Origin of the sequence: Streptomyces flavofungini, assembly GCF_014650815.1 — a bacterium.
Classification (GTDB): domain Bacteria; phylum Actinomycetota; class Actinomycetes; order Streptomycetales; family Streptomycetaceae; genus Streptomyces; species Streptomyces flavofungini.
Map to the genome: position 1 here is coordinate 383,546 of NZ_BMVR01000004.1, position 14,008 is coordinate 397,553.

Annotated in this window: 14 protein-coding genes; 11 read left to right on the forward strand and 3 right to left on the reverse strand. The window is 73.0% G+C overall.

Annotation, left to right across the window (positions count from 1 at the left end):
• Nucleotides 1-281 precede the first annotated feature (281 nt).
• A complete protein-coding gene (gene allB, locus IE274_RS11965) occupies nt 282-1,619 on the forward strand; it encodes an allantoinase AllB (RefSeq protein ID WP_190115644.1) in 1,338 nt (445 codons plus the stop codon).
• 5 nt (nt 1,620-1,624) lie between these two features.
• Nucleotides 1,625-2,746 carry an allantoicase gene (gene alc, locus IE274_RS11970; protein ID WP_190115645.1) on the forward strand — a complete coding sequence of 374 codons (1,122 nt, stop codon included), beginning with the start codon at nt 1,625-1,627 and terminating at the stop codon, nt 2,744-2,746.
• Between the two features lie 167 nt (nt 2,747-2,913).
• Here the strand turns inward: alc and IE274_RS11975 are convergent, their stop codons facing one another.
• A complete protein-coding gene (locus IE274_RS11975) occupies nt 2,914-3,702 on the reverse strand; it encodes an SDR family oxidoreductase (RefSeq protein ID WP_229909474.1) in 789 nt (262 codons plus the stop codon).
• Nucleotides 3,703-3,900: 198 nt separating this feature from the next.
• Here IE274_RS11975 and IE274_RS11980 point away from each other — a divergent pair, with 198 nt between their 5' ends.
• Nucleotides 3,901-4,509 carry a dihydrofolate reductase family protein gene (locus tag IE274_RS11980; protein ID WP_190115646.1) on the forward strand — a complete coding sequence of 203 codons (609 nt, stop codon included), beginning with the start codon at nt 3,901-3,903 and terminating at the stop codon, nt 4,507-4,509.
• Nucleotides 4,510-4,679: 170 nt separating this feature from the next.
• Nucleotides 4,680-5,105 (forward strand): guanyl-specific ribonuclease, encoded by a 426-nt coding sequence (locus IE274_RS11985; protein WP_190115647.1) that lies wholly within the window; start codon nt 4,680-4,682, stop codon nt 5,103-5,105.
• A gap of 18 nt (nt 5,106-5,123) precedes the next feature.
• On the opposite strand, the gene IE274_RS11990 is transcribed toward IE274_RS11985, so the two are convergent.
• Nucleotides 5,124-5,330 (reverse strand): hypothetical protein, encoded by a 207-nt coding sequence (locus IE274_RS11990; protein ID WP_190115648.1) that lies wholly within the window; start codon nt 5,328-5,330, stop codon nt 5,124-5,126.
• A gap of 181 nt (nt 5,331-5,511) precedes the next feature.
• Between IE274_RS11990 and IE274_RS11995 the strand changes: the two genes are divergently transcribed.
• From IE274_RS11995 to IE274_RS12015, 5 genes are all read left to right on the forward strand, one after another.
• Complete coding sequence (locus tag IE274_RS11995; RefSeq protein ID WP_229909475.1) at nt 5,512-6,786, forward strand: sensor histidine kinase; 1,275 nt, start codon at nt 5,512-5,514, stop codon at nt 6,784-6,786.
• Between the two features lie 170 nt (nt 6,787-6,956).
• Nucleotides 6,957-8,204, forward strand: coding sequence for a hypothetical protein (locus tag IE274_RS12000; RefSeq protein ID WP_229909476.1), 1,248 nt, complete (start codon nt 6,957-6,959; stop codon nt 8,202-8,204).
• Nucleotides 8,201-9,604 (forward strand): molybdopterin-binding domain-containing protein, encoded by a 1,404-nt coding sequence (locus IE274_RS12005; RefSeq protein ID WP_190115649.1) that lies wholly within the window; start codon nt 8,201-8,203, stop codon nt 9,602-9,604. Before IE274_RS12000 ends, IE274_RS12005 begins: the two co-directional genes overlap by 4 nt.
• 50 nt (nt 9,605-9,654) lie before the next feature.
• Complete coding sequence (locus IE274_RS12010) at nt 9,655-10,323, forward strand: response regulator (protein WP_190115650.1); 669 nt, start codon at nt 9,655-9,657, stop codon at nt 10,321-10,323.
• A 96-nt stretch (nt 10,324-10,419) separates the two neighbouring features.
• On the forward strand, nt 10,420-10,860 hold the full coding sequence (locus tag IE274_RS12015; RefSeq protein WP_190115651.1) for a PaaI family thioesterase: 441 nt from the start codon (nt 10,420-10,422) through the stop codon (nt 10,858-10,860).
• Nucleotides 10,861-10,930: 70 nt separating this feature from the next.
• Here IE274_RS12015 and IE274_RS12020 read toward each other — a convergent pair whose 3' ends face one another.
• Nucleotides 10,931-11,971 (reverse strand): Gfo/Idh/MocA family protein, encoded by a 1,041-nt coding sequence (locus IE274_RS12020; RefSeq protein ID WP_190115652.1) that lies wholly within the window; start codon nt 11,969-11,971, stop codon nt 10,931-10,933.
• 140 nt (nt 11,972-12,111) lie between these two features.
• Between IE274_RS12020 and IE274_RS12025 the strand changes: the two genes are divergently transcribed.
• Entirely contained in the window at nt 12,112-12,861 is a 750-nt protein-coding gene (locus IE274_RS12025; RefSeq protein ID WP_307822147.1) for a GntR family transcriptional regulator, read from the forward strand.
• A gap of 112 nt (nt 12,862-12,973) precedes the next feature.
• On the forward strand, nt 12,974-13,966 hold the full coding sequence (locus IE274_RS12030; RefSeq protein WP_190115653.1) for a sugar ABC transporter substrate-binding protein: 993 nt from the start codon (nt 12,974-12,976) through the stop codon (nt 13,964-13,966).
• Nucleotides 13,967-14,008: the final 42 nt, after the last annotated feature.

Sequence of the window (14,008 nt, forward strand, 5' to 3'; positions counted from 1 at the left end):
CAGCAGCCTACCGGGCACTTTCCCGGACAGCCCCGGTGCGGCCGTCACGTCAGTGCCGGTCAGTGGGCGTTTGTCCGGTCTTCGGGGCGGGCGGAGGCGGCCCTTGACGGTCCGCGTTGTAGATAGCTACGTTCTGGTCTGCGGAATTCTAATTCCACTTTGTGGAAACGTATAGGCCCTTGACGGATCAGGGTCCGAGGCGAAGACTTCTTCAACAGAACGTTGAATTCCGCTGGCCGGAAGGCCGGCGGCGACGTACCGGCGAACAGAGAGGGGCCGCGGTGTCCGGCGAGGAACTGGTGCTGCGCTCGACGCGCGTCATCACCCCGGAAGGGACGCGGGCCGCGTCCGTCGTCGTCTCGGACGGCACGATCGTGGCGGTGCGCGCGTACGACGCCGCCGTGTCGACGCACGCCCGCGTCGAGGACTTCGGCGACGACGCGCTGCTGCCCGGCCTCGTCGACACCCACGTCCACGTCAACGACCCGGGCCGCACCGAGTGGGAGGGCTTCTGGACGGCCACCCGCGCCGCGGCCGCCGGTGGCATCACCACCCTCGTGGACATGCCGCTCAACTCCCTGCCGCCGACGACGTCGGTCGCGAACCTCCGTACGAAGAAGGAAGTCGCCGCCGCCAAGGCGCACATCGACGTCGGCTTCTGGGGCGGCGCGCTGCCCGACAACGTCAAGGACCTGCGGCCCCTGCACGACGCGGGCGTGTTCGGCTTCAAGTGCTTCCTCTCGCCGTCCGGCGTCGACGAGTTCCCGGAGCTGACGAAGGATCAACTCGCCGTGTCCATGGGGGAGATCGCCGGATTCGGCGGACTGCTCATCGTGCACGCCGAGGACCCGCACGAGCTGGCCGCGGCCCCCGCCAAGAGCGGCCCGCGCTACACGGACTTCCTGCACTCCCGCCCGCGCGTCAGCGAGGACACCGCGATCGAGGGCCTCATCGCCGTCGCGAAGCGCATCGGTGCCCGCATCCACATCCTGCACCTGTCCTCCTCCGACGCGCTGCCCCTGATCGCCGCCGCCAAGCGCGAGGGCGTCCGGCTCACCGTCGAGACCTGCCCGCACTACCTCACCCTCACGGCCGAGGAAGTCCCGGACGGGGCCAGTGAGTTCAAGTGCTGCCCGCCGATCCGCGAGGCCGCCAACCAGGACCTGCTGTGGCAGGCGCTCGCCGACGGCACCATCGACTGCGTCGTGACCGACCACTCCCCGTCCACCGCCGACCTCAAGACCGCCGACTTCGCCACCGCCTGGGGCGGCATCTCCGGCCTCCAGCTGAGCCTGCCCGCCGTGTGGACGGCGGCCCGGACGCGCGGGTACGGCCTGGAGGACGTCGTGCGCTGGATGTCGACGCGTACGGCCGAACTGGTCGGCCTGGACCGCAAGGGCGCCATCGAAGCCGGCCGCGACGCCGACTTCACCGTCCTCGCGCCCGACGAGACCTTCACCGTGGACCCCGCGCGCCTCCAGCACCGCAACCGCGTCACCGCCTACGCGGGCAAGACCCTCAGCGGTGTCGTGAAGTCCACCTGGCTGCGCGGCCAACGCATCGTGTCCGACGGCGAGTTCACCCCGCCGACGGGCCGACTTCTGGAAAGGAAGAACTGATCACCGTGACGGCGACACCGATCCCCCGCTTCACCGGCGACGCGAACCCCTACGGCGGCGGCGAGCCCTACGCCGACTACCGCACCGCCGACTTCCCCTTCACCCAGTACGCCAACCTCGCGGACCGCCAGCTCGGGGCCGGTGTCATCGCCGCCAACGACGAGTTCTTCGCCATGCGCGAGAACCTGCTGCTGCCGAACGACGCCGAGTTCGACCCCGAGCACTTCGGCCACAAGGGCAAGATCATGGACGGCTGGGAGACCCGGCGGCGGCGCGGCGCCGCCGCCGAGCATCCCTGGCCCACCGAGGACGACCACGACTGGGCGCTCGTCCGGCTCGGCGCGCCCGGCGTCATCCACGGCATCGTCGTCGACACCGCCCACTTCCGCGGCAACTATCCGCAGGCCGTGTCCGTCCAGGGCGCCAACATCGAAGGCTCGCCCACGCCTGCCGAGCTCCTCTCCGACGACGTCAAGTGGACCACCCTCGTGGCCCGCACCCCCGTCGGCGGCCACGCCGCCAACGGGTTCGCCGTCGACGTGCCCCAGCGGTTCACCCACCTCCGCGTCAACCAGCACCCCGACGGGGGCATCGCCCGCCTGCGCGTGTACGGCGAAGTCGTCGCCGACCCCGCCTGGCTCGGCGCCCTCGGCACCTTCGACGTCGTCGCCCTCGAAAACGGGGGGCAGGTCGAGGACGCCTCCGACCGGTTCTACTCGCCCGCCACCAACACCATTCAGCCCGGGCGGTCCCGGAAGATGGACGACGGGTGGGAGACGCGGCGGCGTCGGGACCGGGGCCACGACTGGATCCAGTACCGGCTTGCCGCGCAGTCCGAGATCCGGGCCCTTGAGATCGACACCGCCTATCTCAAGGGCAATTCCGCGGGGTGGGCCTCCGTGTCCGTCCGCGACGGCGCCTCCGGCGAGTGGGTCGAGGTCCTGCCCCGCACTCGCCTTCAGCCGGACACCAACCACCGCTTCACGCTGGCCGCCGCTGCTGTCGGGACGCATGCCCGTGTCGACATCTTCCCGGACGGGGGGATCTCGCGGCTCCGGCTGTACGGGGCGCCGACCTCCGCCGGCGCGGATGCTTTGGCGGCGCGGTACCGGGAGCTCGGGGGCTGAGGTCCGGTTCCCTGCGGGGCATTCCCCAGTCCCGCCCCTTCCCGAAACTGGGGCTCCGCCCCAGACCCCGCTCCTCAAACGCCGGAGGGGCTATAGATAGCCTGTCCGGCGTTTGAGGACGAGGCGCGGAGCGCCGACAGCGGGGGGAGCCCCCCCGGCAGGGCCGACTACGCCGCATGCCCCCCGTCCACCGACCACTCCGCCCCGGTCACGTAGGACGCCTCCTCCCCGGCCAGGTAGGCCACGGCGGACGCCACCTCCCCGGCGGAGCCGTAGCGTCCGAGGGCCGTGCCCGCGGCCTGCGCCGAGGCGTACGGCCCGGCCGCCGGGTTCATGTCGGTGTCGATGGGCCCGGGGTGGACGAGGTTCACGGTGATGCCCCGCTCACCCAGCTCGCGGGCGAACGACTTGGTGAGCCCGATGAGCGCGGCCTTGCTGGTGGCGTACAACGTGCCGCCGGGGCCGGGCACGTGCTGCACCATGCAGGTGCCGATGGACACGATGCGCCCACCGCGCCCCATCCGCCCGGCCGCGGCCTGGGAGGCGAGGAAGGTCCCGCGGACGTTCACGGCGAGCACCCGGTCGACATCGCCGAGGCCGAGGTCCGCGACGGGCCCGAGCACCCCCGCCCCGGCGTTGTTGACGAGGATGTCGAGGCGGCCGAGGTCGTCGGCGGCCCGCTCGACGGCGCCCGCGGCGTCCCCGGCGTCGCCCGCGTCGGCCCGGATCGCGAACCCGCGCCGCCCCATCGACTCGATCTTGGCGACGACCTCGCGGGCGGCGTCCTCGCCCTGGACGTAGGTGATGGCCACGTCGGCGCCCTCCTGGGCGAGCCGCAGGGCCGTCGCCGCGCCGATACCGCGGCTGCCACCGGTGACCAGAGCCGTCTTGCCGGTCAGCTTGCCGGTCGGCTGTGCGGCCGGATCTCCGGCGAGATTTCCGGTGCGAGAAGACATGTCCGTACCTCTTCGTGTTTGTTGGTGCGAAGTGCTTGTGAGTTCAATGAAAGCCGTGGGCGCGGGGCACGGCTGGCGGTAAACGGACGGGGAATCCGGGGGCGGCGATGACTTCCGGCGCGGGCGGCGGTCTGAGTGGGTGAGACAGGGAAAACCACGGCACCGCGGACGCGGCGCCGCTCCCGGAGAGGCCGAACCATGAAGCTCACGCTCACCCAGTTCCTCACCCTCGACGGCGTCATCCAGGCCCCGGGCGGCCCGGAGGAGGACACCAGCGGCGGCTTCACGCACGGCGGCTGGTCGTTTCCCTACGGGGACGAGGACTTCCTCCGGTTCGTCACGGAGGTCTTCGACCGGGCGGACGCCTTCCTGCTGGGGCGCAGGACGTACGACATCTTCGCCTCGTACTGGCCGCGGCACACCGACCCCGCCGACCCCATCGCCTCCCGTTTGAACGCCCTGCCGAAGCACGTCGCCAGCACCACGCTGACCGCCGCCGACTGGCAGGGCGCGCAGCTCATCGGCCGCGAGGACCTGGTCAAGGACGTCACCGCCCTCAAGGAGCAGCCGGGCCGCGAACTCCAACTGCACGGCAGCGCGGGCCTCGCGCAGTCCCTCCTGCGGCACGACCTGATCGACACGCTGCACCTGCTGACGTTCCCCGTGGCCCTCGGCACCGGCAAGCGCCTCTTCGCGGACGGCGGCCTGCCGACCGCGTTCCGGCACACCGGCGCGCGTACGACGTCCAAGGGCGTCGCCATCCACACGTACGAGCGCGACGGCCGCCCGGAGTACGGGAGTTACTAGTGCGAAGTGCGGGGATTGCGGCCAACTCGGTCGAACCGGGGGGTTTGCGCGCGAAGACGGTGTGCCGGGGCCCGGGTGAACGTGAGAAGTCCGGGGAGGCGGTTAACTTCCGGAAAATTCGCTGCACTTGACGTTGACACATCAACCTCTACGCGCGTCATCCTGGGTGCATGCGAATCCCCCCACGGATCCTCAGTGTCACTGCCCTCGCCGCCGCGCTGCTCGTCGGCGGCTCCGTCACCGGCACCGCGAACGCCGCGGCCCCCCACCGGGCCGTCGCCGTCGCGCCCGCCGGGTTCTCGGCCGCCGCCGTCGGCGAGATCTGCTACTCCGCCCTGCCGTCCCAGGCGCACGACACGCTCAAGCTGATCGACAAGGGCGGCCCCTACCCGTACCCGCAGGACGGCACCGTCTTCCAGAACCGGGAAGGCATCCTGCCGAAGCAGAACAACGGCTACTACCACGAGTACACCGTCAAGACGCCGGGCTCCCCGAACCGGGGCGCGCGCCGCATCGTCACCGGTGAGTCCCAGCAGGAGGACTACTACACCGCCGACCACTACCGCTCGTTCGACCTCGTCGACCACGGCTGCTGACCCCGTCCGGGGCCCGGCTCAGCCGAACCTGCGGCTCTCCGCCGCGGCGAACAGCGCGCACGCGAGCACGATCAGCGCGATGCTCAGATACATCTCGTAGCCGTCGACGAAGGCGAGGTGCTGTACCGCGCCCCAGTCGCCCAGCCAGCCGGTGAGCTCGTTCAACAGGCCCACCGCGCCCTGGATCAACAGGATCACACCGAGAAACTCCAGCAGCTGTTTCATGGCACGACAGCCTCGTCCCGCGGCCCCGCACGCACATCGGCCACGGGGCGAGGCCTCGTCCGTCGCAAGGCGCTGCCCGCCGCCCGGCCGGTTCGCCCAAAGTCTCGGACGTGCCGACTTTCGTCGATGATCACGTCCGGGGACCGGGCCGGGCGCCGAGCGGTGCGTAGATTTGTCGAGTGTGAAGAGTCGTACGCAGCCCGCGGGCACCGCAGACGTCGGGACCGGGGCGGAGCCCGTGGCCCGCAGACAGTGGTTCCTGCCGTCGGCGGTCGCCGCCGAGCTCGACCCGGACCGGGCCACCGGCAGGACCGGGCGGCACAAGCGGACCGTGCGCGACTGGCTGGTCGACTTCGCCTGCTTCCTGATCGCCGTCTTCCTGGGCCTGGTCATCAGCGACGAGGTGCAGCACAACCCCACCGTCTCCGAGGGCTGGGCCGCGCTCGACCATCTGCTCGGCGCGCTCGCCTGCGCCGGGGTGTGGCTGCGCAGGCGCTGGCCGGTGGGGTTCGCCGTCACGATGGTCGCCGTCAGCCTGCTGTCCAACACCGCGGGCGGCGCCGCCCTCGTCGCCTACTTCACGCTCGCCGTGCACCGGCCCTGGAAGTACTCCGCCTGGCTCGTCGGCGCCGCCGTGGTGCTGATGGTGCCCTTCTACTGGTGGCGGCCCGACCCGGATCTGCCCTACGTCCTCTCGATCGTGCTGACCTCGCTGTTCGCCGCGACCACCGTCGCCTGGGGCATGTTCGTGCGCTCCCGGCGCCAGCTCCTGCTCGCCCTGCGCGACCGCGCCCGGCGCGCCGAGAACGAGGCCGCGCTGCGCGCCGAGCAGGCCCAGCAGCTCGCCCGCGAGGCCATCGCCCGCGAGATGCACGACGTCCTCGCCCACCGGCTCACCCTGCTCAGCGTGCACGCGGGCGCCCTGGAGTTCCGGCCCGACGCGCCCCGCGAGGAGATCGCCCGCGCGGCCGGGGTCATCCGGGAGAGCTCGCACGAGGCGCTGCAGGACCTGCGGCAGGTCATCGGCGTCCTGCGCGGCGGCGACGCGGACGCCTCGGGGCGGCCGCAGCCCACCCTCGCCGCCCTCGACACGCTCGTCGCCGAGTCCCGCGAGGCCGGCATGAAGGTCGTCCTCGACCTGCGCGTCCCCGCACCGGAGTCGGTGCCCGCCGCGATCGGCCGCACCGCGTACCGCATCGCCCAGGAAGGCCTCACCAACGCCCGCAAGCACGCGCCCGGCGCCGAGGTCACCGTCGTCGTCGCGGGCGTGCCCGGCGAGGGCCTCACCCTGTCCGTCCGCAATCCGGCGCCCCCCGGCGAGGTGCCGCAGGTGCCCGGCTCCGGCCAGGGCCTCATCGGCCTCACCGAACGCGCCGCGCTCGCGGGCGGACGGCTCACCCACGGGGGCGGTCCCGGCGGGAGCTTCGCGGTCGAGGCGTGGCTGCCCTGGGCGTGAGGGCGTGGGTGCCCTGGGGGCGGCGGCCCGGCTGTCCGCTGCTCCGGGGTCGCACGGCCGGGCTGTCGTGGACCTGACGACCTGGTGTCTTCGCTTCCGCACACCTTCTGTACGATCAGCCGCCACACACGCAGAGGCGGAGGTCGAAGATCGTGACGGGGGAGCGCCCAGTGGGGTCGTCCGGCGGTGCGCCGGGGGACGCCCCAGAGGACATATCGGTCGGCAGCGGGGCGGATCGGCCGCGGGGCGCGGACGCCCAACGGCTCGCCCGCGTACGGAGGTTCGTCCGGACCCGGCGCGGCGGTGTCGCCACCGGTCTCGTCGTCGCGCTGCTCGCGGGCGGCCTCGGCACCTGGGCCACGGACACCTGGCCCTTCGACGGCCGGGACCAGTACTGCTGGGGCGCCTGGGAGCAGGACAGCGGGCCCGGCATCCTCGGCGACGAGGGCTTCGACGGCGACGACGGCCGCAGCCGGACGTCCACGGGCGACGCGCCCACGCCCGGCGCGCCGCGCGGCGAGTGCCGACTCACCGTCAGCTCCAGCCACACGTACGGCGACGGCGACACGGAGCGGCAGCACACCACGGTCCGGGTGCGCTACGGCCCGGCGCCCGAGCCCGCCGCCAAGCGCGTGGCCTGGCTCGGCGGCTATCTCGCCGACCGCGCCATGCCCCTGCCGGGCGGCCTGCCCGGCGCCGCCGACGGCCACCACGGCATCCTCGTCCTGCCCGAGCGCTGCGACACCCGCGACGGACGCCCGACCGCCGTCACCCTCGACGCCCACGAGGAGGTGGACGCCGACGACCGCGTGCCCGAGAGCCCCGACCTCGGCGGCTCCCAGGCCGTCGCCGAACTCCTCGTCGCCGCCGCCAACAAGGGGATGAAGGCCGTCGGTTGCGCCGACGGCGAGCCGCTGCGCGTCCGCTCGGCGGTGCCCGAACTGCCGGAGCGCGCGGAGACCTTCTCCCGCGGCCCCGTCTGCCGCATCCCCGGCCTCGACGTCAGCGCCGACCTCACCAAGGAGACCGCGATGCGCCTGGTGTACCAGGTCGGCGCGGTCGACCAGGACCTGCAGTCCTGCTCGGCGCGGATCGGGCGCTCCCTCCGGCTCGGCGAGCGCGAGGACCAGCCGCTGTTCGACGCCGTGATGGTGCGTCAGCCCCGGCTCACGGCGCTCCTCGACGGCGCGACCGGGACCCGGGCGCCCGCGAAGGGCTGGCGCGGCACCGGGGTCTTCGGCTCCGACCAGCGGCTCGTCCGCGCCGGGTGCGCGGGGCGCCCGACGGCGTTCCTGCTGCTCGGTACGCCGACGGGGGCCACGTCCGACTACTTCGCCACGTTCACCAACGCGGTGGCGCGGCGCCTCGGCTGCGCGCCCGTCGCGCCGGCCACCGACGCGGAGGGGAGCCGTCGATGAGCGACGCGGAGAAGGACGTGGAGAAGAAGGACGTGGAGAAGGCGGCGAAGGACGTAGAGAAGAAGGACGTGGAGGAGGGCGCGCAGAAGGGCGTCGAGGAGGGCGCGGAGAAGGACGTGGAGAAGGCGGAAGGCGCGGCCGAGGGTGCCGGGGGTGCGGGGAGCGCCGCGGACGGCGCCGGTCCGGCGAAGGGCCAGGACGCCCCGGGCCCGGCCGGGCCCGACGGCGACGCGAGTCCCGCCCCGGACGCCAAGCCCCTCGGCGTCCTCGCGGCCGCCATCGCCGCCGCCCCGCCCCCCTGGTGGCACTGGCGCAGCCTGCGCCGCCTCACCCGCGGCCACCGGCGGCGCGCCGTCGCCGCGGCGCTCGCGGGGGCGCTGCTCGGCGGGACCGTCGTGGCCTGGCAGGCCGAGGCGGGGCCGTTCGAGCGGGAGCGGGCGTGCTGGGGCGCCCTCAACGAGGACGACGTCGCGGACCTGTTCCACGGCAAGCGGGACATCGAGTACTCCCAGCTGGACATCGGCTACGACCGCATCTCCTCGGACGGCCCCTCCGGCCGCTGCGAGCTGCGCTCGCCGCGCGGCCACCGGGTCCGCGCCCAACTGCACCGGCTCGACACCCGGTTCGGCGGCGCCCGCGACGTGTGGGCCGACGAGTACCTGTCCGCGCGGATGACGCCCCTGGGCGGCGGTCTGCTCGGCATGGTGTCGGACACGCGCGCGTGGCTCGCGGTACCGGAGGGCTGCATCGGCCGCGCGAGCGAGCGGGACGGCCCGCTCGTCGTCGACATGGAGGCGGGCTGGACGGTGTACGACGACGAAGTCGACCCCGACGAACGCGCCCGGCTCGCCCGCGCCGTCGTCAAGCTCGTCAACCACTACATGGACGACCAGGGGTGCGACAGCGAACTCACCGACCCCACCGACCGGCTCGCCGCCCCCGCGCGGTTCAGCGACGAGAAGCGCGACGCGGTCTGCGGCATCAAGGGACTGCGGCTGCCCGGCTCCGACGAGAGCAGCCGCTACGACCGACCGCTGGTGAGCAGGAGCGGCGGCCCGGTGCGGACCTGCGACCGGGACGTCATGTTCGGCCATCCCCGGCTGCGCCTGATGACGGTCGAGAACCCCCGGCTCGCGGACCTCTTCCACGGGCTCTCGTTCGAGGGCGCACGGCGGATCACCGCCGTCGGCGACACCAAGGACGCGACGCGGGGACGCGGCTTCCTGCGCGAGGACATGGCCCTGTACCAGGCCTCCTGCCAGACCGGCGACGTCACCTTCCTGATCCGTTCCGACGACGGCGACCGGGCCGCGGACATCCGCAGGCTCATGCCGCGCTACGTCGCCGCCGAGGCCGACCGCATCGGGTGCGGTCCGCTGCGCCTCAGGCTCCCCGCATGACCGGGCCGGGGCGGGCCGGGCGGGCCCGCGACGCTGGTTACGGTAGGCCCATGAAACCCATCAGGCTGCTGCTCGTCGACGACGACCCGCTGGTCCGCGCCGGTCTTTCCTTCATGCTCGGCGGCGCCGACGACATCGAGATCGTGGGGGAGGCGGGCGACGGCAGCGAGGTCGCCGCGCTCGTCGCCGAGGTCCGGCCCGACGTCGTCCTGATGGACATCCGGATGCCCACGATGGACGGCCTCGCCGCCACCGAGGCCCTGCGCAAGCGGCCCGACGCCCCCGAGGTCGTCGTGCTCACCACCTTCCACGCCGACGAGCAGGTGCTGCGGGCGCTGCGCGCCGGGGCCGCCGGGTTCGTCCTCAAGGACACCGCGCCCGCCGAGATCGTCGCGGCGGTGCGGGCGGTGGCCGCGGGCGAGCCGGTGCTCTCGCCCACCGTGACGCAGCAGTTGATCTCGCAGGTGGCCGGGGGCGGGCCCGAACTCGACCGGCGGCGCCGCGCCCTCGACCGGCTCGACGCGCTCGGCGACCGGGAGCGGGAGGTCGCCGTCGCCGTGGGCAAGGGGGCGTCCAACGCGGACATCGCCGCCGAGCTGTATCTGAGCGTGGCCACCGTGAAGGCCCACGTCTCCCGCGTCCTCACCAAGCTCGACCTCAACAACCGTGTCCAGATCGCGCTCCTCGTCCATGACGCGGGCCTCCTCAACGACGTCTGAGGCAGGCGCGGACGGCCACCTGGTCGCGGGGGATCTCGCGGGGGGCCTTGCTGCGGGGGCTGCGGCACCCGCACGTGCGCTGGTAGAACGTCGTCCATGACGGATCATGACGGCTCCGCCGCGCCCGCGCTCGACCTCGACCTCGCCCGGAAGACCCTGGACGCCCAGCCCTTCAGCCGCCTCGTGGCCGCCGAGGTCACCGCCTTCGGGGACGGCGCGGCCACGCTGGAGATCCCCGTACGGCCCGAACTCCTGCAGCAGAACGGCTTCGTGCACGGCGGCGTGCTGGCGTACGCGGCGGACAACAGCATCACGTTCGCGGCCGGGACCGCGCTCGGCCCCGCGGTCCTGACGTCCGGCTTCACCGTCCAGTTCGTACGGCCCGCGGCCGGCGTCAGGCTGGTGGCCCGCGCGACGGTCGCGCACGCGACCCGCCGTCAGGCCGTCGTCCGCTGCGATGTGTTCGCCGTGGACGACGGCGGCGCGGAGTCGCTGTGCGCGCTGGCCCAGGGCACGGTCCGCACCGCTGCCACCTGAGCCGCGTCGCGCCGAGCCCCCGAGCAGCGGCCGCGGCCGCCCCGACCGGGCCGCCGCCGCGCCCGCGCCCTCAGCCCCCGTCGATCTCCGCCAGCGGCACCGGCCGCCGCTCCGCCCGCGACCGCTCGCACGCCTCCGCGATCCGCAGCGCGTGCAGCGCCTCGCGGCCGTCGCACGGGTTGGCCCGCTCGCCGCGCACGACCTCCACGAACGCGGCCAGCTCCGCCTCGTACGCGGGCGCGAAGCGCTCGAGGAAGCCGGGCCACGGCTTGTCGGGGGCGGGCGGGCCGTCCGGCTCGGCGGAGGTCAGCGGGGTGCGGTCGTGCAGGCCGACCGCCACCTGGTCGGCCTCGCCCGCGAGTTCCATCCGTACGTCGTAGCCCGCGCCGTTGCAGCGCGTCGCCGTGGCCGTGGCCAGCGTGCCGTCGTCAAGGGTGAGCAGCACCGCCGCCGTGTCGACGTCGCCCGCCTCGCGGAACATCGCGGGTCCGGCGTCGGATCCGGTGGCGTACACCTCGACCACCTCGCGGCCGGTGACCCAGCGCAGGATGTCGAAGTCGTGCACCAGGCAGTCGCGGTACAGGCCGCCGGAGAGCGGCAGATACGCGGCGGGCGGCGGCGCCGGGTCCGACGTCATGGCCCGCACCGTGTGCAGCCGTCCGAGCCGTCCCGCCCGCACCGCCTCGCGGGCCGCCGTGTACCCGGCGTCGAAGCGCCGCTGGAAGCCGAGCTGGAGCACGGTGCCCGCCGCCTCGACCTCCGCGAGCGCGGCGAGGGTGCCGGGCAGGTCCAGGGCGATGGGCTTCTCGCAGAACACCGGCAGACCCGCCCGCGCCGCCCTGCCGATCAGCTCCGCGTGTGCCGAGGTCGCCGCCGTGATGACCAGGGCGTCCACGCCGGACGCCGCCGTGCCCGCGGCCGAGCCACCCTCCGTACCCGCGAACAACGCGTCCACCGAAGGCGCCGCCTCCGCCCCCACCCGGGCCGCGAGGTCCGCCGCGCGGGCGGCGTCCACGTCCGCGACGACGAGCGAGTCCACCCCCGCATGGCCGACCAGGGCCGCCGAGTGGAAGGTGCCGATACGTCCCGTTCCGATCAGTCCGATGCGCATGGGCACACCTTCGCGAGGCACCCGCGCTCCTGTCAATGGTTTGTCCTGACAACAGAACTTCCGAACTTCCCGTCATCATCTCCCCGGACTACGCTCACCCCGTGACCGAACCAGCAGCAGCCAAAGCCGCCAAACCGGCCGTGGACCCCACGGTGGCCCTGCACCTCGGAGTCGACCGCAGCAGCCCGGTCCCGCTGTACTTCCAGCTGGCGCAGCAACTGGAGGCGGCGATCGAGCGCGGCGCCCTGACCCCCGGCAGCCTCCTCGGCAACGAGATCGACCTGGCCGGCCGCCTCGGCCTGTCCCGGCCCACCGTCCGCCAGGCCATCCAGTCGCTCGTCGACAAGGGCCTGCTGGTGCGCCGCCGGGGCGTCGGCACCCAGGTCGTGCACAGCCAGGTCAAGCGCCCGCTGGAGCTCAGCAGCCTCTACGACGACCTGGAGGCGGCCGGACAGCGGCCCGAGACCCGGGTCCTGCGCAACGTCCTGGAGCCCGCGACCGCCGAGACCGCCGCCGCCCTCGGGGTCGCCGAGGGAAGCGACGTGCACCTGGTCGAGCGGCTGCGCCTCGCGCACGGCGAGCCCATGGCGTACCTGAAGAACCACATCCCTGCCGGACTGCTCCCGCTCGACACCGAGCGCCTGGAGGCCACCGGCCTCTACCGGCTGATGCGGGCCGCGGGCATCACGCTGCACAGCGCGCGGCAGTCCGTGGGCGCCCGCGCCGCCGGGGCCGCGGAGGGCGAACTGCTGGCCGAGCCCGAGGGTGCGCCGCTGCTCACGATGCGGCGCACGACCTTCGACGACACCGGTCGCGCGGTCGAGTTCGGCTCGCACATCTACCGGGCCTCGCGGTACTCCTTCGAGTTCCAACTTCTGGTGCGGCCGTAAGAATGTTCTGACAAAGTCATTGACGCTGGCCCGCTCCCGCCGTTAGAACTCCTCAAGCCGCATCAGCGCGGCCGAAGCCGCGATCCGCGGCCGGGAGAAGGGCGGACCCCTCATGCGTACAGCCCGCACGGCAGCAACGCTCCTAGCGGTCATCGCACTCGCGGCAGGGTGCAGCGGCTCCGGGGGCAAGGATTCGGAGGACGGCAAGGACTCCGGGGACTCCGGTGGCCAGGCTGCCGGGACCCCGCGCCTGAAGATCGCGATGGTGACGCACTCCGGTGAGGGCGACACCTTCTGGGACATCGTCCAGAACGGCGCCAAGGAGGCCGCCAAGAAGGACAACGTCGAGTTCCTGTACTCCAACGACAAGGAGGGCAAGGGCCAGGCGGAACTCGTCCAGACCGCGATCGACAAGAAGGTCGACGGGATCATCGTCACGCTCGCCAAGCCGGAGGCGATGAAGGCCGTGCTCGGCAAGGCCCGCACGGCCGGTATCCCCGTCGTCACGATCAACTCGGGCGGGGAGTTCTCCACCCGCTTCGGGGCCCTCGGGCACATCGGGCAGGACGAGTCCGTGGCGGGCGAGGCCGTCGGCGAGGAACTCAACAGGCGCGGCAAGAAGAAGGCGCTGTGCGTGATCCACGAACAGGGCAACGTCTCGCTCGAACAGCGCTGTGCGGGTGTGAAGAAGACCTTCGACGGCACCGTGGAGAACCTGAACGTCGACGGCACCAACGCGCCCGGCGCCCAGTCCTCGGTCAGCGCCAAGCTCCAGGCCGCCAAGGACACCGACGCGGTCGTCACCCTGGGCGCGCCGATCGCGGCCGTGTCCGTCAAGGCGAAGGAGGACGCGGACAGCGAGGCCGAGGTCGACACCTTCGACCTCAACGCCGAAGTGGTCAAACGGCTCAAGGCGGACGAGGTCGGCTTCGCCGTCGATCAGCAGCCCTACCTCCAGGGCTACCTCGCGATCGACGAGCTGTGGCTCTACCGGAGCAACGCGAATGTGATCGGCGGCGGCAAACCGGTCCTGACCGGACCGGCCGTCGTGACCAAGAAGGACGTACCGAAGCTGGAGAAGTACACCGCCCGCGGTACCCGATGACCACACGGCTGATCCGGGTGACCGATACTTGGGCGGCCGGGT

Bases quoted from the DNA above. Each gene is read 5' to 3' on its own strand.
- IE274_RS11985 (WP_190115647.1), top strand. From the start codon at position 4,680: ATGCGAATCCCCCCACGGATCCTCAGTGTCACTGCCCTCGCCGCCGCG.
- IE274_RS11990 (WP_190115648.1), bottom strand. From the start codon at position 5,330: ATGAAACAGCTGCTGGAGTTTCTCGGTGTGATCCTGTTGATCCAGGGC.
- IE274_RS11975 (WP_229909474.1), bottom strand. From the start codon at position 3,702: ATGTCTTCTCGCACCGGAAATCTCGCCGGAGATCCGGCCGCACAGCCG.
- IE274_RS12015 (WP_190115651.1), top strand. From the start codon at position 10,420: ATGACGGATCATGACGGCTCCGCCGCGCCCGCGCTCGACCTCGACCTC.
- IE274_RS11980 (WP_190115646.1), top strand. From the start codon at position 3,901: ATGAAGCTCACGCTCACCCAGTTCCTCACCCTCGACGGCGTCATCCAG.
- IE274_RS12030 (WP_190115653.1), top strand. From the start codon at position 12,974: ATGCGTACAGCCCGCACGGCAGCAACGCTCCTAGCGGTCATCGCACTC.
- IE274_RS12005 (WP_190115649.1), top strand. From the start codon at position 8,201: ATGAGCGACGCGGAGAAGGACGTGGAGAAGAAGGACGTGGAGAAGGCG.
- IE274_RS12010 (WP_190115650.1), top strand. From the start codon at position 9,655: ATGAAACCCATCAGGCTGCTGCTCGTCGACGACGACCCGCTGGTCCGC.
- IE274_RS12020 (WP_190115652.1), bottom strand. From the start codon at position 11,971: ATGCGCATCGGACTGATCGGAACGGGACGTATCGGCACCTTCCACTCG.